This window comes from Permianibacter aggregans (genome assembly GCF_009756665.1).
GTDB lineage: Bacteria > Pseudomonadota > Gammaproteobacteria > Enterobacterales > Permianibacteraceae > Permianibacter > Permianibacter aggregans.
Window position 1 is genome coordinate 2,732,785 of sequence record NZ_CP037953.1, and the last position, 19,233, is coordinate 2,752,017.

19 protein-coding genes are annotated in these 19,233 nt (G+C 55.1%); 10 read left to right on the top strand and 9 right to left on the bottom strand.

Annotated features, from left to right (window positions below; translation table 11 throughout):
- Positions 1 to 2 precede the first annotated feature (2 nt).
- The 3 genes from E2H98_RS12160 to katG all read left to right on the top strand — a co-directional run bounded on the left by E2H98_RS12160 (position 3) and on the right by katG (position 4,453).
- The gene (locus E2H98_RS12160; protein ID WP_133589137.1) at positions 3 to 599 is read left to right on the top strand and encodes a hypothetical protein; all 597 of its coding nucleotides are present in this window, start codon (positions 3 to 5) and stop codon (positions 597 to 599) included.
- Positions 600 to 648: 49 nt separating this feature from the next.
- A complete protein-coding gene (locus tag E2H98_RS12165; protein WP_198325312.1) occupies positions 649 to 1,959 on the top strand; it encodes a deoxyguanosinetriphosphate triphosphohydrolase in 1,311 nt (436 codons plus the stop codon).
- 355 nt (positions 1,960 to 2,314) lie between these two features.
- Positions 2,315 to 4,453 (top strand): catalase/peroxidase HPI, encoded by a 2,139-nt coding sequence (katG, locus tag E2H98_RS12170; protein ID WP_269769311.1) that lies wholly within the window; start codon positions 2,315 to 2,317, stop codon positions 4,451 to 4,453.
- Positions 4,454 to 4,520: 67 nt separating this feature from the next.
- Here katG and E2H98_RS12175 read toward each other — a convergent pair whose 3' ends face one another.
- The gene (locus E2H98_RS12175) at positions 4,521 to 5,324 is read right to left on the bottom strand and encodes a methionyl-tRNA formyltransferase (RefSeq protein WP_133589131.1); all 804 of its coding nucleotides are present in this window, start codon (positions 5,322 to 5,324) and stop codon (positions 4,521 to 4,523) included.
- Between the two features lie 45 nt (positions 5,325 to 5,369).
- Positions 5,370 to 5,540: a DUF2256 domain-containing protein gene (locus E2H98_RS12180; protein WP_133589129.1), complete on the bottom strand. Its 171-nt coding sequence runs from the start codon at positions 5,538 to 5,540 to the stop codon at positions 5,370 to 5,372.
- A 121-nt stretch (positions 5,541 to 5,661) separates the two neighbouring features.
- Here E2H98_RS12180 and E2H98_RS12185 point away from each other — a divergent pair, with 121 nt between their 5' ends.
- From E2H98_RS12185 to E2H98_RS12195, 3 genes are all read left to right on the top strand, one after another.
- Positions 5,662 to 6,069 carry an ACT domain-containing protein gene (locus E2H98_RS12185; RefSeq protein WP_133589127.1) on the top strand — a complete coding sequence of 136 codons (408 nt, stop codon included), beginning with the start codon at positions 5,662 to 5,664 and terminating at the stop codon, positions 6,067 to 6,069.
- Positions 6,070 to 6,146: 77 nt separating this feature from the next.
- Positions 6,147 to 7,466: an amino acid permease gene (locus E2H98_RS12190; protein ID WP_133589125.1), complete on the top strand. Its 1,320-nt coding sequence runs from the start codon at positions 6,147 to 6,149 to the stop codon at positions 7,464 to 7,466.
- Between the two features lie 23 nt (positions 7,467 to 7,489).
- Complete coding sequence (locus E2H98_RS12195; protein WP_133589123.1) at positions 7,490 to 8,374, top strand: dimethylarginine dimethylaminohydrolase family protein; 885 nt, start codon at positions 7,490 to 7,492, stop codon at positions 8,372 to 8,374.
- On the opposite strand, the gene E2H98_RS12200 is transcribed toward E2H98_RS12195, so the two are convergent.
- From E2H98_RS12200 to E2H98_RS12215, 4 genes are all read right to left on the bottom strand, one after another.
- Entirely contained in the window at positions 8,364 to 9,473 is a 1,110-nt protein-coding gene (locus tag E2H98_RS12200) for an aromatic ring-hydroxylating oxygenase subunit alpha (RefSeq protein ID WP_198325111.1), read from the bottom strand. The two genes, E2H98_RS12195 and E2H98_RS12200, sit on opposite strands and share 11 nt — an antisense overlap.
- A gap of 90 nt (positions 9,474 to 9,563) precedes the next feature.
- Positions 9,564 to 10,784, bottom strand: coding sequence for an MFS transporter (locus tag E2H98_RS12205; RefSeq protein ID WP_133589121.1), 1,221 nt, complete (start codon positions 10,782 to 10,784; stop codon positions 9,564 to 9,566).
- Positions 10,785 to 10,801: 17 nt separating this feature from the next.
- The gene (locus tag E2H98_RS12210) at positions 10,802 to 12,271 is read right to left on the bottom strand and encodes an FAD-dependent oxidoreductase (RefSeq protein ID WP_133589119.1); all 1,470 of its coding nucleotides are present in this window, start codon (positions 12,269 to 12,271) and stop codon (positions 10,802 to 10,804) included.
- A gap of 82 nt (positions 12,272 to 12,353) precedes the next feature.
- A complete protein-coding gene (locus E2H98_RS12215) occupies positions 12,354 to 12,680 on the bottom strand; it encodes an ArsR/SmtB family transcription factor (RefSeq protein WP_133589116.1) in 327 nt (108 codons plus the stop codon).
- Between the two features lie 158 nt (positions 12,681 to 12,838).
- Between E2H98_RS12215 and E2H98_RS12220 the strand changes: the two genes are divergently transcribed.
- Positions 12,839 to 13,468, top strand: a complete 630-nt coding sequence (locus E2H98_RS12220) for a peroxiredoxin-like family protein (protein ID WP_133589114.1) — start codon at positions 12,839 to 12,841, stop codon at positions 13,466 to 13,468.
- A gap of 54 nt (positions 13,469 to 13,522) precedes the next feature.
- Here E2H98_RS12220 and E2H98_RS12225 read toward each other — a convergent pair whose 3' ends face one another.
- A complete protein-coding gene (locus E2H98_RS12225; protein WP_157591372.1) occupies positions 13,523 to 13,675 on the bottom strand; it encodes a hypothetical protein in 153 nt (50 codons plus the stop codon).
- 206 nt (positions 13,676 to 13,881) lie between these two features.
- Here E2H98_RS12225 and E2H98_RS12230 point away from each other — a divergent pair, with 206 nt between their 5' ends.
- Together E2H98_RS12230 and E2H98_RS12235 are read left to right on the top strand one after the other, a co-directional pair.
- A complete protein-coding gene (locus E2H98_RS12230; protein WP_133589112.1) occupies positions 13,882 to 15,633 on the top strand; it encodes a DUF885 domain-containing protein in 1,752 nt (583 codons plus the stop codon).
- 20 nt (positions 15,634 to 15,653) lie between these two features.
- A complete protein-coding gene (locus E2H98_RS12235) occupies positions 15,654 to 16,352 on the top strand; it encodes a hypothetical protein (protein WP_133589110.1) in 699 nt (232 codons plus the stop codon).
- Positions 16,353 to 16,363: 11 nt separating this feature from the next.
- On the opposite strand, the gene E2H98_RS12240 is transcribed toward E2H98_RS12235, so the two are convergent.
- Entirely contained in the window at positions 16,364 to 17,710 is a 1,347-nt protein-coding gene (locus E2H98_RS12240; protein ID WP_133589108.1) for an adenosylmethionine--8-amino-7-oxononanoate transaminase, read from the bottom strand.
- Between the two features lie 79 nt (positions 17,711 to 17,789).
- Between E2H98_RS12240 and E2H98_RS12245 the strand changes: the two genes are divergently transcribed.
- A complete protein-coding gene (locus E2H98_RS12245) occupies positions 17,790 to 18,392 on the top strand; it encodes a DUF924 family protein (protein ID WP_133589106.1) in 603 nt (200 codons plus the stop codon).
- Positions 18,393 to 18,521: 129 nt separating this feature from the next.
- Here the strand turns inward: E2H98_RS12245 and E2H98_RS12250 are convergent, their stop codons facing one another.
- The gene (locus E2H98_RS12250; RefSeq protein ID WP_157591373.1) at positions 18,522 to 19,223 is read right to left on the bottom strand and encodes a tRNA-uridine aminocarboxypropyltransferase; all 702 of its coding nucleotides are present in this window, start codon (positions 19,221 to 19,223) and stop codon (positions 18,522 to 18,524) included.
- Positions 19,224 to 19,233 lie beyond the last annotated feature (10 nt).

A 19,233-nucleotide genomic window follows, 5' to 3' on the forward strand; every position in this document is an offset into this window, starting at 1 on the left:
ACATGTCTGAACCCATGACTTACGATTGGCAGCAATTGGCAACGACCTGGCAATTGCTGCCAATAGACGAGTTGCGCTTACGCCGTTCAACACGGTGGAAAACCTGGCGCATGGCCGCCAACGCCACGTTGGAAGTGTTGGTGATTTTCTATGTATGGGCCATGACGTTTTGGTTCTGGGGTGATTTGCACAGTGTGATCTGGCGCAGTTGGTTGTTGCTCTGGTGCGTACTGACGCCATTTTTTGTTGCGTGGTCGTTTTATAACAAACGTGGCACTTGGCAATCGCGCGACGAAACAACGGTTGCTCTTTTGATGTTGAGAAAGCAAAGGGCAGAAGCGGGAATCCGCTATGCCAAAAACAGCGTCATTGCGATGTTGTCGTCGGCGGCGATGGCCGTGTTGTTCGGCGTTATCGATCAAGGGTACGCGCCTGCCGCCGAAGAGATGCTTTGGTATAGGGTATGGTGGCCAGTAATTTTCGTTGTCGCTTGGCTAGTGTTTGGCGCCGCCATCACCGAATGGTATCGCCGTCTGCAGCAGCGCAAACTCGCCGAAGTGAGCAAACTGCTCACGGAGTTCGATTCGCGCCTGAGTTAGGCAATGCTAGACTTTGCGCATCGACACCGATGATGGAGTTTTCCCGATGATGCAATGGCAAACGCTGCTGACGCCGCATCGCTCCCACCACGAACTGGAATCCGAGCCGGAAATCGGCCGCTCACACTTTCATAAAGACCACGATCGCGTGGTCTTTTCCAGCGCGTTTCGGCGTCTCGGTCGGAAAACCCAAGTCCATCCGTTGTCACTGAATGATCACATCCACACCCGATTGACGCACAGCGTTGAAGTTGGTTCGGTGGGGCGCAGTCTCGGCTTGATGGCCGGCGAAACATTGCAAGATGAATTACCGAGCTGGATCAATCCCGCGGATATCGGCGCTATTGTTCAGGCTGCTTGCCTTGCTCACGACATTGGCCACCCACCATTCGGTCATGCCGGTGAATACGCGGTACGCGATTTTTTCGGCCGCCATCGCGGCAGCAGCATGCTCAGTGAACTGACCGAAGCCGAACTTACCGATCTCTGTGGTTTTGAATCCAACGCACAAGCCTTCCGTGTTGTTACTCAAACCGAATACCATCAGTTCGCTGGCGGCATGCGTCTGACCTATCCAACGCTGGGTACGCTAATGAAGTATCCGTGGACGTCGCAGCATGCGGGTAGTAAGGAAAAATTTGGTGCATTTCTGACCGAGAAAGATATTTTTAAAGAAGTAGCGGAAAGACTCGGGCTGATTGAGCTTTCTCCAGAGAAATATGCGCGCCATCCATTGGCATTTCTGATGGAGGCAGCTGACGACATCTGCTACACGATTCTCGATCTGGAAGATGCCATTGAGCTGAATATCCTGAGTTACGACGATGTCGAACCGATTCTGTTGCAACTCTGCGGCTGGCAACAACCGCACGAATACGCGATGGATAAGCGCCTGAGCCCCCGTCGTCGCATCAGTGCCTTTCGCGGTAGAGCCATGGAGCGCATGTTGAACTCGGCTGTGCAGGCATTCATGGCTAACCGAAGCGGCATCATGAGTGGTTCATATCAGGGCGAGTTGCTGCTCGATGGTGACAAGGACGTCGCCGCCGGCGTACAAGCTGGCAAACAACTCGCCTACCAAAAAGTCTTCCGCAACGCCCGCAAATCTGAATTGGAAATCGGTGCCTTCTCAACCATCGGTACGTTGCTCGAAGTGTTCTGCCAGGCCGTCTACGAACAATACAGCACCGAGCATGTTAGCTTCCGCGCCAAACGTGTGCTCGATTTGATGGGCGCCAACGCGCCTGATCCGCAATGGCCGCTCTATCAAGCCTATATGCGAGTTATCGACTACGTCACCGGCATGACTGACAACTACGCAACGTATCTGGCGCATCAGATTGGTGGCATGGCGAGGTAACCAGCATGTAACCAATTTCTCGAGTTTTCTTTGCTTACTTGTTTAGAACAAAACTGAACAATGGAAAGTCCCTAGCCAATTCAATGGTTTTGTTTTCCCGAGTTACTGCGATCTTCCGCTATAGCTAGAGGGCTCATTGTAGCCCTTTGTTCTTTGCTGACCTGCAGCATAGAGCGTATCAATCAACGTCATAGTTGTAACCGAATATCCTTGCATTTGTCGTTTCAGTAGCGTGATGGCGCTGTATTGCCGATTGACTCCCAGGGAGAACAATACCATGCCAGTTAAAACACTTCCGCTTGTTGTGGCTTTTGCTTTGGTTGTGTCGCCGGCGTATGCGACCAGCCCGGTGCAAATGGCGCAACCGAAACCGATGGAAAATCAGGATTGGTGGCCTGCGCGACTCGATTTGTCGCCGCTGCGTCAGCAAGACCCTGCCTCCAATCCGCTCGGCGCTGAATTCAACTACGCCGAAGCCTTCAAGAAGCTCGATATCAACGCCGTTAAAAAAGACATCAAGGATTTGATGACCACTTCGCAAGATTGGTGGCCAGCCGATTACGGTCATTACGGACCATTTTTTATTCGCATGGCTTGGCATAGCGCCGGCACCTATCGGATTTTCGATGGTCGAGGTGGCGCTGCCGGTGGTCAGCAGCGTTTTGAACCGCTGAATAGTTGGCCGGATAACGTCAACTTGGATCGCGCACGTCGTTTGCTGTGGCCGATTAAACAAAAGTATGGCGCCAGTCTTTCCTGGGCCGATTTGATGGTGCTGACCGGTAATGTCGCGCTCGAATCGATGGGCTTTAAAACCTACGGTTTTGCTGGCGGTCGTGTTGACGATTGGGAGGCCGACAATACCTATTGGGGGCCGGAAACCAAGTGGCTCGATGACAAGCGCTATAGTGGTGACCGCAAACTGCAAAAGCCACTGGCGGCGGTGCAGATGGGGCTTATCTACGTGAATCCGGAAGGCCCGAATGGTGTGCCGGACCCACTACTGGCGGCCAAAGATATTCGTGATACCTTTGGCCGTATGGCAATGAATGATGAAGAGACGGTGGCGTTAATTGCCGGCGGTCATACCTTTGGTAAAGCGCACGGTGCGCACAAACCGGAAAAATGCCTGGGGCCCGATCCGGCCGGGGCCAATCTTGAAGATCAAGGTGTCGGCTGGAACAACAAGTGTGGCAAGGGCAACGCCGAAGACACCATCACCAGCGGTCTGGAAGGCGCCTGGTCGGTGAACCCGATTGCGTTTACCACCCAGTATCTCGACAACCTGTTTATGTTCGATTGGGTGCAAACCAAGAGCCCAGCCGGTGCGACGCAATGGATTCCCGCGAACAACCAAGCCGCCAATCTGGTTCCGGATGCGCATGACAAAACCAAACGCCATGCACCGGTGATGTTCACCACCGATTTGTCGCTGAAGATGGACCCGGAATACCGCAAGATTTCTGAGCGTTTCCGCGCCAACCCGAAAGAATTTGAGCAGGCCTTTGCCAAGGCCTGGTTCAAACTGACCCACCGTGACATGGGGCCGCGTGCGCGTTACATCAGCACCGATTTGCCGGGCGAAGATCTGATTTGGCAGGACCCGGTTCCGAATGTCGATCATCCGTTAATCGATAGCGGTGATATCGCGTCGCTGAAGAGCAAGATCTTGGCTTCAGGTTTGACGGTACCGGAGCTGGTGCGTACCGCCTGGGCGTCGGCTGCTTCGTTCCGTGGCACCGACTTCCGCGGTGGCGCCAACGGTGCTCGCGTGCGTCTGGCTCCGCAGAAAGATTGGGAAGCGAACAATCCGAAAGAGTTGGCGAAGGTGTTGAAGAAGCTGGAAGACATTCAGGGCGATTTCAACGCCAAAGCCAAAGGCGGCAAAAAGGTATCGATGGCGGATCTGATCGTGCTCGGCGGTGTCGCGGCCGTGGAAAAGGCGGCAAAGGACGCTGGTCACAACGTCACAGTACCGTTCAAGCCGGGTCGCGGTGACGCCACGCCAGCGCAAACCGATGCGGCATCGTTCGCGGTACTCGAGCCGGCTGCCGATGGCTTCCGCAATTACTACAGCAAGAACAGCCCGTACTCGCCGGCTGAAATGCTGGTCGAAAAAGCCTATCAACTGAACCTGAGTGTGCCGGAGATGAGCGTGCTGGTTGCTGGTTTGCGTACCATGAATGCCAACTTCGATGGCGGCAAACATGGTGTATTCACGGCCAAGCCAGGAACACTCAGTAATGACTTCTTCGTCAATCTGCTCGATATGTCCACCAAGTGGAACAAATCAAAAGCGGCTGACTTGTATGAAGGTGTCGATCGCAAATCCGGTAAAGCCAAATGGACCGCAACGCCGGTTGATCTGATCTTCGGTTCAAACTCCGAACTGCGCGCAGTCGCTGAAGTGTATGCGTCCAACGATGCCAAGGAAAAGTTCGTCAATGACTTTGTTCTGGCTTGGAACAAGGTAATGGAGTTGGATCGGTTCTGATCCCTGAGCAGAAAATAAAAAGGCCACCAAAAGGTGGCCTTTTTATCAAGAGTCATTATCAGTGAGATCAGCGAAAGGGAATGGTAATCACGCCATCTTTGGCAGCCACCGTAATGGAATTTCCGTTTTGCTGCAAAATGGTTCCTGGCGTTACTTCGTGTGCCAGAACATTCGCCTCGACATAAAAAATCCGCGCTTCGATTTCATTCACCTTTGCGAACGTACCAAGGCTGCCGAATGCACGGATAGTTTTGAGAATCTTTTCGATAGCGTCATGCCAGTTGATCGTTTGTTGCTCGCGCGGAACCATCGGCCAGTACGAACCTTCTGCTTGTGGCTGAGCATGGCGGTAAAGCGTTTCGATCTGCGCAAACAGTGCCGGTAGCATTTCCGTCGCAAGGCCAATGAGCTTCTGACAATAATGATCGTAGTTGTCGCCAGACTCGATGCTGAGCGATTGCTGCAGCAGAATATCGCCGGCATCAAAGCTATCGGTCATCTTGTGAAAGCTAAGTCCAGCGTGTTGCGGATACTGCAGCAATAGCCAGGGAATCGGTGTCGGGCCACGACCATGTGGCAGCATGGTTGGATGCAAGTTGATGGCATAACGCAGCTCAGCGGGAACAGAAATCTTCCATGGATACTCGGCGCTCAGAAACAGTTCAACACCGGAATCAACCAGCTTATTCAATGCCACCAATGCTGGCTTGCTATCGATAACCGGAATGGTGTGTTGCGCGGCAAACTGATGGATGTGCTGGGTAGCTATCGATAGCGGACCGGTAAAAATGGCTACTATTTCATGGCCGCGCTCTGCGAGCAATGGCAGGCAGGGATGGTACAAGTCGTAACCGAAGAAGGCGATTTTCATCTGGCGCAGAGTAAAGGTGGCTCTGTCACGGAGTATCGCTGTCAATCAATCGCTAATGCAAACGTCTTGTTCGGACTCGCTAACACTGATTCGCCGCCGGCAGCTTTCACTACAGTATTTGACTTCCGGCCAACAGCGTTGCCATTTCTTGCGCCATTGAAATGGGCGCTGACAAACCCGACAGATTTTTTCCGGTCTCTCGTTTTTATAACGCATTGATCTGGCCAGCCAATGGGATTGAGTGCTTGTACGCGTTTCAAGACCGTAGCGGCCACTCGCGATACGGTATGCTCTATGCTTTCAGAGCATTACTGGGTTGCACTCAGTGGAGTGGATAATGACAGGTGAAAAGAACTTGCGGGCACTGATTCGCTCCATGGCGCCAGCGCTGCGAGCCGAGCGTTATGTGTTTGTTTCGATAGCGAAAGGCGAGTATGGCGATTATGCCGAGCTGAAACCTTTGGCGGCTTTTCTTGAAGACGAAGGCATGACGCTGATCCTGGAGCAGGTGGTGGCAGCCAACTTTGGCTTTGGCGATCAGCCGGTTTTTCGCTGTATCAGCCTGACCGTGCATTCCAGTCTGGAGGCTGTCGGATTGACGGCGGCGGTCGCCACGGCGCTCGCCGAGCAAGGGATTAGCGCCAATGTTGTTGCCGCCTATTACCACGATCATATTTTTGTGCCGGAGCGGCATGCTGACAAGGCCGTTGAGGTTTTGAATCTCTTGTCGCGTTCATCGACGTAGCGTTTTTACGCAAAACTATATTCAAGTAGCGGCATTTCGCTTAGTCTTCATCCATGCCGTGCTAATCAAGAACAAACATGAACGGACAGCATCCCCGGCTGAGCAAAATCGGTTTATGGACCTGCACGGCGCTGGTGATCGGCAATATGGTCGGTTCCGGCATTTTCCTGCTGCCGGCATCGCTGGCGCCTTATGGTTCTTATAGTCTGGTTGGCTGGCTGATTACCGCAACGGGTGCACTGTTGTTGGCGCGGGTGTTCAGCCGCTTGGCGAAACGTATGCCGAAGGCGGGCGGACCTTATGCTTACACACGAATCGGTTTCGGTGATTTCCCCGGCTTTCTGATGGCTTGGGGGTATTGGATTTCCTGCTGGTGCACCAATGCCGCCATTGCTGTGGCGTTCGTCAGTTATCTCTCGTTGATTTTTCCGGTGTTGTCCTCCAGCCCTATCATTGGAGCAGCCTTGGCACTGAGTACCTTATGGGGGTTAACCTTCGTCAATATTCTCGGTGTACGCAAAGCCGGTAATGTGCAAGTGGTCACCACGATTTTGAAATTACTGCCGCTGTTGGCGCTGATTGCTTTCGGTATCTGGCATTTCCAGCCGGAGTATCTGCAAACACCGGAGATGGATGGCACGTTTTCGCTGACGCCGGTCAGTGCAACGGTGGCGCTGACCTTATGGGCGTTTCTCGGTTTGGAATGTGCAACGATTCCTGCCGACAATGTGCGTGAACCGGAGAAAACCATTCCGCGTGCCACGTGGATAGGCACGGTGATTACCGCGATCATTTATGTCGCGGCGACGACGATTGTTATGGGTATCGTACCGAACAACGAGTTGGCCGCATCGGGTGCGCCATTTGCCGAAGCGGCGCGGCGGGTCTGGGGGGAGAGCGCCGGTGTGTTGATGGCACTTGGTGCTGCAGTTTCCTGCTTCGGTGCACTCAATGGCTGGATTCTGATTCAAGGCCAAATACCCAAAGCGGTCGCCGATGATGGCTTGTTTCCACGGGTGTTTGCCCGGCTATCGAAGCAGGGTACACCCGTCTTTGGTTTGATCATTTCCAGTTCGCTGGCAACGCTTTTGGTGCTCAGCAATTATCATCGCGGCCTGGTGGATTTGTTTACCTTTACGATTTTGCTGGCGACCTTGAGTTCAGTCGTGCCGTATATCTTCTGCACCATTACTGAATTCATGCAGAGCTTCCGTGAGGGGGTAAGCTCCGGCCGACAGAAGCTCGATATCGTGCTAACCCTGTTGGCATTTTTATACGCATTCTGGGCAGTGGCTGGCACCGGTCAGGAAACGGTGTTTTGGGGTTTTTTATTGCTGCTGGCCGGTGTGCCGATTTATGCCATTCGCCGGATTCGCCTTGAACCACCGAACGCATGATGGATAACTATTGAGGACGAGCGATGAAAACGACTTGGCAAAGCGACACCGGTAAAATCGAGCGGATCATTGTCAAAACGGCTGTGGCAGCTTTTCAGAATGAGCAAACGATAGGCCAGCAATGGGCGGCGTTGAATTATCCAAGTGCGCCGGATTTTACTATTGCAAAACGGGAGTCGGAAGCATTCATCGCGCTACTGCAATCGCTCGGTATCGAGGTGCTGACGATGCCGGCCAATGAACCACTGACGCTCGATTCCATTTATGTTCGCGATACGGCAATTGTCTGCGACAACGGCGTCATTCTTTGCAATATGGGCAAGCCCGCACGAGGTGATGAACCGGCGGCGATGCGCCGTGCGCTGGAGCAATGGAACATACCGGTTTGCGGCGCGATTTGCGGCGCCGGACGTATTGAAGGTGGCGATGTTGCCTGGGTAGATGAGCGTACCTTAGCCGTGGCGCGCGGTTATCGCACCAATGATGAAGGCATCCGACAATTGCGCGCGTTGCTTGGCGATTGCATCGATGAACTGATTGTCGTGCCGCTGCCGCATTTCCGCGGGCCATCGGATGTCTTTCATCTGATGTCGATATTCAGCCCGGTCGATAAGGATTTGGCGCTGGTCTTTTCGAAGCTGATGCCAATTCCATTTCGCGAAGCTCTATTGGGGCGTGGCATTGAATTGATTGAGGTCGCAGAGGAGGAATACGACACGCTGGGTTGCAATGCGCTCGCTGTTGCTCCGCGTGTGCTGGTGATGAGCGAGGGTAATCCGAAAACCAAAGCGCGTCTGGAAGCGGCCGGCGTCACCGTGCATGAGTATCGCGGTAACGAAATCAGCGTCAAAGGCGAAGGCGGACCAACCTGTTTGACCCGGCCGTTGAGGCGTAGTCTTAGCCGCTAGTATTCAGCAGTTGTTGGTAATGCTTGCGCAATAAGTCGTGGAAGTGCAACACGCCGGATTCGCGTTTCATTGACAAGCGTCCGGCATGGTAGGCGCCGGATGTCAGGCCCTGTTGCACCCGTTCACAGATCTCGATGTCTTCCTGCTGCACGTCATTGGCAAAATGCAAATCTTCTTCCACCAACTTCTGTGTGGCCTCCGAATCGCGATCGCCGTAGTAATAGTCAAAGATCACTTCACAGCTGTCGCTGCCGGTAGGCAGCACGATATTGGTCTGCAAACGGTTGGGCAGGATGTTCAGCATCATGTTTGGGTAAACAAAATAATAATGGGCCGTGCCCGCGGCGTAGGGGCCGCCACTCGAATCAATCGGGCTGCGCTGGCAGGAATACCAGTCGAATAACTCGGTGTGGTAGTTGCGGTAATCGAGCACCTTGCTCAAACCCGGATGTACCAATGGCAGGTGATAACCTTCGAGATAATTGTCGACATAAACTTTCCAGTTGCAGCGTACCGGGTAGACCACACGGGTTTCGAAATGCAGTGCGTGCAAATCGATCGGCGCGATTTGTGTCGAAACGTTTTGCAGCAAGCTATCAATACTTATCGCCGGTGGATGCAACGCCACGAATACCAGCCCCTGCCATTCCGCCACGTGCACCGGCTGCAAGCGAATATCCGCGACATCAAAATCTTCGACGCCATCCATTTCCGGTGCCCGCAGTAATTGCCCGTCGAGTCCGTAAGTCCAGCCGTGATATTTGCACACCAGATTTCTGCTGCAACCATTGGCGCGGGCGATTGGCCCAGCCCGGTGCTGACAGACGTTGTAGAACGCGCGCAACTGCTGATCCTGTCCCCGCACGACGATGATCGGTTTGTCGGCCACCTGCGCCACGATGTGACTGCCCACCTGTTGCAATGCTGAGATATGGCCGACCAATTGCCAGCTATGCGCCAGCACGTTTTCCAGATCAGCGCGATGAAAAGCCGGATCGGTATACCAATGTGCTGGCAGTGTTGATGCTGACGCTGCCGGGTGGCATTCCAGATCGGCGGCTTGCAAGGAAAGTGGGCGGAACATGGCAGCGGTGAACAATGAGAATGATCAGGTGCGCTGAGCATAGCATTGCGCGGAAGCCGGCAACATGCCGGCTAATTGCCAACTAATCCTTGCGACTCTGAACGCTTACGAAGATGCAGGGCTTGTTGCAAAAGGTTTGCTCGCCTGCAGAAAACAGAACAAGGAAATCGCCGCCAGACACAACAGCATGACGAGGCCGTTACCCGGACTCATCTGCCATTGCAACAGCAGCGCGAATACGCCAGGTGCCAACGCTTTGGCGATAAAGTTCGGCCGCGCCATCTGACCGAGCAATGTCCCGGCCTGAGCTTGACCAAACAACTCGAGTGGCACTGTGCCGCGCACAATGGTCATCACCCCGGCCGCGCTACCGTAAAGCAGCGCAAACCCGATGCCAAACGCCAAGGCGCCTGGCGCCAGCAGCAACAGCGCCAAGGCCAGCACCAGACCGGCTGCGGCCAGTTTGCCGATGTTCATCGCTGACAGCTGGCGACCAAAAGACCATTCCACCGTGCGGCCGAGTACCTGCATCGGACCGATCAAGGCGGCAATCGCCACCGCGTCGGTCGCCGTGAAGCCACGCGATTGCAGCAGCACCATCATGAACGAGGAGAACACCGCGAAGACAAACGTGCCGGCGACAAAACTCGCCAATAACCAGCGGTATGCGCGCTGGGAAGTCACCGGAACCGCGTTGGCTTTGACGACTGGCGATGAACTGACGGGTTCGCGTTTGGGCAGCAACAAGGCATGGATCGGCAGACCGACCAGCAGATGCAATCCGGCAAAAATCAGCGCCGTGCTGCGCCAGTCGCTTTGCTCGACCAGAAACAGTGTCAACGGCCAGAACAGCGTGCTGGCAAATCCGCCGATCAGCGTCAGCATCGTCACTGCACGCCGGTAATGCACCGGAAACAATTGATGCAGGGTGGCGAATGCTGCTTCATAAAGGCTGGCAGCCATGGCGATACCAGCGACCAGCCAGGCGAGCAAAAACGTTATCGGTCCACTGGCCAAGGCCAGCAACACAAACGACAGTGCGGCCAGCAGCGAGCCGAAAGCCATGATCAGCCGACCGCCTCGATGATCAATCCAGCGCCCAAACGTTGGCGCTACCAAGCCGGACAGCAACATGCCTAGCGTGAACGAGCCAAACGTGATCAGCGGGCCAAAACCCAGCGCCGTTTGAATCGGTGCGGCCAATACCGCCAAGCTGTAATACAGGGTGCCCCAGTTCAGCACCTGGCTGATGCCCAGCGCCGGGATCAGCAGCGCCAGTAAGGGAGCTGCCGGCGCTGGGGGCCGTGGCGCAATGGTTGATGACATGGCCGCGCAACCGTCCGCTACACGCCGCAACCGGTTTTGCAGCTGCTGGATCGCACCGGTGCTGCAGACACGGCGGCACTTCGAGCCTTGATGGCGAGCGCCGGATCCGGGCAACAAGATTGCCGGGCTTCTGAGCTGACGGTGCCGCAACAGGCGTTGTTGCCAACTTTTGCTGCGGTTTCACAGCAAGCTGTCGTTTCAGTCGGCTCGGCAAAGCTGACGCTACAGACCCCGGTTTCGGGCAGCTCCAATTGCACATCGTCGGCGTCGGCGATGTCACCGGCCAGCGCGGCGGCCACCGAGCGCACCTGTTCGTAGCCGGTGGCCAGCAGAAAATTCGGGGCACGGCCGTAGCTGCGTGCACCGACCGCGTAATAGCCGGCTTCCGGATGGGCAAGTTCGGCATGGCCATGCGGACGCACGGTGCCGCAGCTGTGTTCGTTCGGGTCGATCAGCGGCGCCAGTTGCTCGGAACTTTCCAGCCACGGGTCGAGGCGCAAACGCAGTTCGCGGGTGAGCGCCAGATTCGGCCGGCCACCGGTCGCAACGATGATCTGGTCGACCTTTTCAATGCGCCGTACGCCTTCTCCTTCACCCTCGAAATTGCCCAGTGCCAGCACCGTCATCTGCTCGCCATCGGCCTCGATGGCCTGCACCCGGAAATGCGTGTGCAAGGCCAGCTGACCATTTTCGCGTAGTGCCCGCAGCCGCAAGCCCAGCTGACCACGCGCCGGCAGGCCGTCACGCTCACCACCGCCAAAAACGCGGGTCAGGTTGTCGCCACGAATGGCCCAGCTGATTTTCACGCCGCTGCCTTGGGCGGCCAGCTCTGCCAGCGACAACAGACTGCCAGCGGCTGAGTGGCCGGAACCGACGACCAGCACATGGCGGTCCAGATAGCGCTCACGCTCAGCGCCGAGAATATCCGGCATGCCGTAGCGGATGCGGGCGGCAAATTGCTGCTCGCCGAGCGCCGGCAGGCCATTAGCGCCGAGCGGATTGGGTTGATTCCAGGTGCCGCTGGCATCGATGACGGCCTGTGCCAGCCACTCGGTTTCACCTTCAGCATTGCGGGTGCGCACGACAAAAGGCGCCAGCTGACGGTCACGGGTTTTTACCTTGTCGATGCCGTAGCGGGTGATGGCGGAAACTCGTTCACCAAAGTGGAGATGGGCGGCAATGGCCGGGTGTTCGGCCAACGGTTTCAGGTAGTGATCAACCATCTCGCCAGCGGTTGGCAGCGCCTCTAGATCCGGAGTCTGCCAATCGGTTTGGCCGAGCAGGCGCAAAGCCGCCCTGTCCATGTTGTAGCGCCACGGCGAGAACAGCCGCACATGGCGGTAGCTTTCCAGGTTGCTGGCCACGGCTTGGCCGGCCTCCAGAATCAACGGGGTGAAGCCACGCGCCAACAAGTGAGCCGCCGCTGCCAGACCAACAGGGCCGGCGCCAATGACCGCGACCGGCAAATCTTTGACTGAGTGGTTCATGTTCATCTCCTTAATCGATGTTCGACGAAAAGCGAATAAAGTGAGTTAAAAAGTGACGCCGCAGCGCCGGGTATTCAGGGTTTCAAAACTGGTCGATCAGATGCTTCAAGTAATTCAGGCGGTCGCGGTTGACGCAGTAGCAGATCCGCTGTTCATCCGAGGAGCCCTCAATCAGGCCGGCCTCTTTTAGGATGCTGACGTGATTGGAAATGGTCGATGGCGCCAGCGGCAGCACGTCAGTCAATTTGCCGAAATAGCAGGTGCCATAGTCCGCCAGGTATTTCAACAGGGTGACCCGGGCCGGATGCGCCAGCGCTTTGCAGATCGTCGCCAGTTCATCGGCATCAATGGCCGGGCCCGGCGCCGATTTGGCTGGGGCATCGCAACAAGAGCTGGCAGGTTTGTTCATGGCGTTGGTCTCTGTCATTAATTCGTTATTCGACGAATACAGAATAAAACAGGCGACGCCATTGTCAACAGGTCGCAGAAAAATTTTCTGCTCCTGAGCCGCTGTAACAACGGCAGTACCAGGCCGTCTGAAGAGCGTCATTGATCAAGGAGTCGGAAATGCAGAAATTCATTGGAGCGCTGATGGCGCTATTCACCAGCGTCGTCATTCAAGCAGCGGATATCGCGGAAAATGCTGAATCGGTGCGCCCGATTCTGGTCGGGCAGACCATTCCGGATGTGGTGTTCTGGCAGGCCGACGGCAAGCCGGTGAAAGCGCGGGCGCTGGCAGCAACAAAGCCGAGCATCGTCGTGTTTTATCGGGGGGGCTGGTGCCCGTACTGCAACACCCAGTTGCAGCAATTGAAAGACATTGAGCCACAACTGCAGGCACTCGGTTATCAACTGATTGCGGTCAGCCCGGAATTGCCGGACACGCTGCGCACCATGGAGCAGGAACGAAAACTCGGTTATCAACTGATCAGTGATTACCGTCTGGAAGCTGCAAAAGCATTTGGTATTGCCTTCCGAGTGGACCCGGCCTACGCGAAAATGGCCGAGGAAAAAGTGAATGCCAAGCTGCAGAAGTATGCCGGTGAAACACTTTACACCTTGCCGGTGCCGGCGGTGTTTGTGCTCGATACCGATGGCGTCGTCCAGTTCCAGTATGTGAATCCGAATTACCGGGTGCGCTTGCATTCGGAGTTGTTGTTGACGGCCGCACGGCTGGCGCGCCAAGCCTCGAAATAATTCCCGAAAAAAGAAAGGGCGTTCCGAAGAACGCCCTTTCCCCTCCGTAACTTGTTATCCCCGTCGTGACGTCGGCAGCGACAGCTCATGCAGCGCATCGAGCGCGAAATCGAGCAGTGCCAGCGCATCAAACGCGGTGGTCGGCGGTTCGCCAACCAGTACCGTCCAAACCAGAGCATCTGGTGAAGCGGATAGTGTGCCAGTCATCGTGATTACCCCAATGCAGTGAATGAGTGGCATCCATGCGTGTCCGCCATCGGTATTTTCTGGTGGGCTCGGGTGGCCGACCGATGGCGTCGGAGATGACTCTAACAGCCTCAGATTACCGGCATAAGCAATAACTGGTAAGACCTGTTAAATCTGTGAAACAGGGCACCCTTGCACGGTTAACCAGAGCAGATGGTGTGTTACTGATGTCGAAATTTTGTTCAATTCTGCTGGCGGTCGGTTTGCTGTTTGGGCAGTCGGCGGCCGCCAATAGCGCCGAGGCGCAGTTCAAGGCGCTGTACAAGGAAGAATGGCAAAAGCGCATGGAGTTCTACCCGTCGTTTGCGGCCAGTCTTGGCGATAAAGAGGCGGCCGGGCAGTGGACCGACTGGAGCCAGGACGCCATCGACAAACGCCTCAGCTACTGGCAATCGGTGCAGCAGCGCTTGCAGAAAATCCCGGTCGAGAAATTGAGTGGCGCGCAGCGCATCAACTACCGGATTTTTGCCGACCAGATCGACAACGCCATCAGCGAAATCGAACGTGGCGGCTATCTGATGCCGTTCAACAGCGACACCCAGTTCTGGGCCGACATTATCCGCGATGCCGCCGATACCGAATGCAAAACGGTGCAGCAATGTCAGCGCTATCTGCGTTGGCTGCAGGGCATGCCGAAACATCTGGAGCAGATGACGGTGTTGATGCGCACCGGCCTGCACACCGGCTACAGCGTGCCGCAAGTCGTATTGCCGGGTCGTGATGCCAGTATTGTCGCCGTGCTCGAAACCGATTTGCAGAAAAGCCCGTTCCTGCCGGATTTGAGCGCGCTGCCGATAGCGCAACAACAAGCGATGCTCGACCAATTGCTGCCGGTGATTGCCGAGCAGGTGATGCCGGCGTTTCGGCAATTTCTGAACTTCTATCGCGATGAGTATGTGCCGAATGCGCGCGCCGATATTGCCGCTACTGCGATGCCCAATGGCGAAGCGTTTTACCAGGCCGAGATTTACCGTTACACGACGCTCGATTGGAGCGCCGAGAAAATTCACCAGATTGGTTTGGCCGAAGTAAAGCGGATACGCGATGACATGGAGCAGATCCGCCAACAGGTCAATTTTCTCGGTGATCTACCGGCGTTTCTGAATCACCTGCGTACCGATGCGCAGTTCTTCGCCAAAACCGAGCGTGAACTACTGTCGGCGGCAACGTACTGGGCCAAGAAAATCGACGGAAAACTGCCGCAGTACTTCGGCAAATTACCGCGTCAACCTTATGGTGTGGTGCCGGTTCCAGCCGAGATTGCACCGACCTACACGACCGGTCGTTACGCCGGCAGCAACGATCCGAAGAAAGCCGGGTTCTACTGGGTCAACACCAGTAAACTCGACCAGCGCCCGCTTTGGGCCCTGCCGGCATTGACGCTGCATGAAGCGGTGCCGGGTCATCATTTGCAAAACGCGTTGGCAGCCGAACAAGGCGAGCAACCGCCATTCCGCCGTTACTCATACATCTCTGCCTACGGTGAAGGCTGGGCGTTGTACGCCGAGCATCTTGGCGTCGAAATGGGCATCTATGAAACGCCTTACGATCACTTCGGTCGCTTGGTTTATGAGATGTGGCGCGCCGCGCGTCTGGTCGTCGATACCGGCATGCACGCCAAAGGCTGGAGCCGCGATCAGGCGCTGCAATTCATGCGCGACAACACGGCGCTGTCCGAGCATGAAATCACCACCGAAATCGATCGCTATATATCCTGGCCGGCGCAGGCGCTTTCCTACAAACTGGGTGAAATCAAGATCCGCGAAATTCGCGCCGATGCCGAAAAAGCATTGGGCAGCAAATTCGATTTGCGTGCCTTCCATGACAAGTTGCTGTCGCTTGGCTCGGTGCCATTAACGGTGCTGGAAGACGAAATGCGACGCTGGCAACAGCAACAAGTAAAGAAAGCGGATGCGTGAAGCATTGAGCATGTGAACTCATGAAGAGTCGCGGACAGCTTTGGCGACAGATCTGGCGTGATCAGTGGCGATTGCTGAGCTTTCGCCGCATGGAGTTTTCGCCGGAGGACTTTCGCTCGTACTTGCTCTATGGCTTGACCGTAACCTGGTTATGCGGCATTGGCAGATACTGGGATAATCCGCGTGCTGAGCTGTGGCAACACTTGGGATTGGGCTCGCTGGAATACGTGGTGATCCTGGCCGCCTTGCTTTGGCTGATTGCTGCACCACTAAACCCTCGCCACTGGCAGTACAAAAACGTCCTGCTATTTGTAACGCTTACTTCTTTGCCAGCATTGCTGTACGCCATTCCGGTAGAACGATTTATGCCGCTTGCGCTGGCACAAACCGTGAATGTCTGGTTTCTGGCGGTTGTCGCGAGCTGGCGAGTGGCAATGCTGGCCTATTTTCTCAATCGGGTTGCGCAGCTCAGCGGATTGAAAATTATCGTGGCAAGCTTGCTGCCGCTTACCCTGATTGTCACCGCGTTGAGCATGCTGAATCTCGAACATGTCGTGTTCAATATCATGGCTGGCATTTCGGAGTCGGATAAAACGGGTAACGATGCCGCCTATTCAATTCTGCTGATCATCACTACGCTGTCCGTGCTGTTATCGCCGATATTGATCCTGATTTATGTTGGTTTGCTTCTACAGGCCAGACAGGAACGCGCCGAATAGCGATTGACGCGTCACTGCACCATCAATGGCAAACCGGTTCTGATGATTTCAGTAAGTGTCGCGATCTGTTCGTCGCTGACCACATAAGGCGGCATCAAATAAACGACGGAGCCGATCGGGCGAATCAATGCGCCGTGTTGCTGAGCGTGTTGATACATCCGCAATCCGCGCCGCTCTCGCCAATCGAACGGGGTTTTACTGGCCTTATCCTTGACCACTTCCAGCGCGATGATCATGCCGGTTTGTCGCAATTCCGCAACATTCGGATGATCCTGCAAATCTTCCAGAGCATGCCGGAGCAATTGCTGTGTGCGCTGATTCTTTTCCAGCCAATTATCACGCAACAGCAAATCTATCGTCGCGCAAGCCGAACGGCAGGCCAATGGGTTGCCGGTGTAGCTATGTGAATGCAAGAAGCCGCGCATCGATTCGTAGCTGTCGTAGAACGCGTTGAATACCGCATCGGAGGTCATGACGGCCGATAGCGGCAGAAAGCCGGACGTCAGTGCTTTGGAAAGGCAAAGAAAATCCGGGGTGATATCGGCCTGATTGCAAGCGAACATCGTGCCGGTACGACCGAAGCCGACGGCAATCTCATCGGCGATCAAATGCACGCCATAACGATCGCAGGCTTCACGTAATAACTTCAAATAAACGGGGTGATACATGCGCATGCCGGTCGCGCATTGCACCAGCGGCTCGAGAATGACGGCGGCGATTTCTCCGTGGCGTTCAGCCAGCATTTTTTCCATCGCGACAAATTGACGCTCAGTGTATTGCTGCCAACTCTCACCGGCTTCACGGAAATAGCAATCCGGCGAATCGACCAGCATTGCTTCCATCAATAGCGGTGCGTAGGTTTCCTTGAACAACGCGACATCGCCAACGGCCAGCGCTCCCAAGGTTTCGCCGTGGTAGCCATTTTTCAGCGCGACGAACTTGGTCTTGTCGGTTTTACCGGCGTTGCGCCAGTAGTGGAAGGACATTTTCAGCGCGATTTCGATGGCACTGGAACCGTTCTCACCGAAGAAACATTTATTCAGATTGCCGGGTGTCAGTGCCGCCAGCTTCTCGCCGAGCTCGACGGCTGGCTGATGGGAAAAACCGGCGAAGATCACGTGCTCAATCTGATCGAGCTGATCTTTGATGGCATCGCGGATTTCCGGATTACCGTGACCAAGAATATTGGTCCACCAGGAACTGATCGCGTCGATATAGCGTTTGCCGTCGAAATCTTCCAGGTAAACGCCATCGCCACGCTTGATCGGAATTAGCGGGTAGCGCTCGTGGTCGCTCATCTGTGTGCAGGGATGCCACAAGTGCGCCAGATCGCGTTGCATCATTTGTTGATTGTTCATGACTACGCCGGTTCGTCTTGGAGTTTGCCGATGGGCTATTGTATCGTTAATTGCGAGGCGGGTAGACAGGAGCAGATGAATGGACGGGCGTTTGCAACAGGTGCTGAACTTTTGGTTTGGCGACAATTGGCATGATGCTGCCGTCACGGCCAAAACCCAAGGCAAGATCTGGTGGCAAAAATCGACGCAGACCGACAGTGAAATTCGTCATCGTTTTGCTGAACTGCTGGACGAGGAAATGCAGGACAGACTGCAGGACCAGCGTGCGCCAGAAGCGCTGCTGGCACGCATCATTCTGACCGATCAAATGACCCGCAATATGTTTCGCGGTCAACCCCAGTCATTCGCCTGCGATGAGCGCGCACGCTGGTTGTCCGGTCAATTGCTTGAGCGTGATGACTATGTGCAATTGCCGTTGATTGCCCAGGTGTTCGTATTCATGCCATTGGAGCACAGCGAACGACTGGCTGATCAGCAGATGTGCCTGCAGTATTTTCAGGCGCTGGTCGAGCGCGCCGATCCGGCCCAGAAAGGATTGTTTCGTGATTACCTGAATTATGCCCAGAAGCATCTGGAGATTATCGAGCGCTTTGGCCGTTTTCCGCATCGCAATGCGATTGTAGGGCGTGATTCGACGCGGGAAGAGCAAGATTTTCTGCGTCAACCCGGTTCAAGTTTCTGATCCGGATCGAGCTTCTGATTGGGAAATGACGGCTTCGTCGGCGATATTGCAGGACTAAAGCCCGGTTACAAGTTGGACAGATCGGATCTCTTGCAACACGGGCTTTAGACCAACAATTCAGAAAACTGATTATGAACTTTTGGGCTTGTTCGACCGGCGCCGTGGTGACGGTCCGGGTTTGCCGATAGGTGTTATCGTGCCATGTTTTACGCCGTCGCGATAGCGTTGCAAAAGCCGGCGAAAAGATGCTAGCAAATCATCGCTGACTTGTTGCGGCTCACCGAAAATTTCCAGTGTGTAAGCGATCGATTCGATCGTTGACAGGCATTCACTGCGTGGCTCCTTGCGCAGCTTGCCGTACAGCGAATGCTGACGTGGACGAATGACAATGCGCCAGCATTTCAACAGCCAGGGATTGCGCCACCACAAGGTTTTTGCCTGCGCCCAGGTGCCATCAAGCACGACGATGCCTTTTATTTGCTCAAGCGGAACCTGCGCTTCTTCATCTTTGTTGTTGAAGAAATAAATTTCCGACTCGTCCTGACGCTGCTGGATTTCGCGGAATTTGTATTGACTGCCAAGAAACAACACGGCCCATTCTTTCGGATTGATGTCAAAGCCGGTAACGGATTTCAGATTGGCGACACTCAAGCCGACTTTCAACGAAGAGTTACTGAGCTGCAAATGCGCCAGCATCGCCGAGCCCAGATGCTTATCCGGCTCCTGCGGGTGCTGCAAAATCGCAACATGCAAACGGGTATCGTGTGGTGTGATTTGATCACATAAGCAGAGTTCAGGGACTTTCTGGCATTGCGGACAAGTAAGACTCATGGTTGTCGTC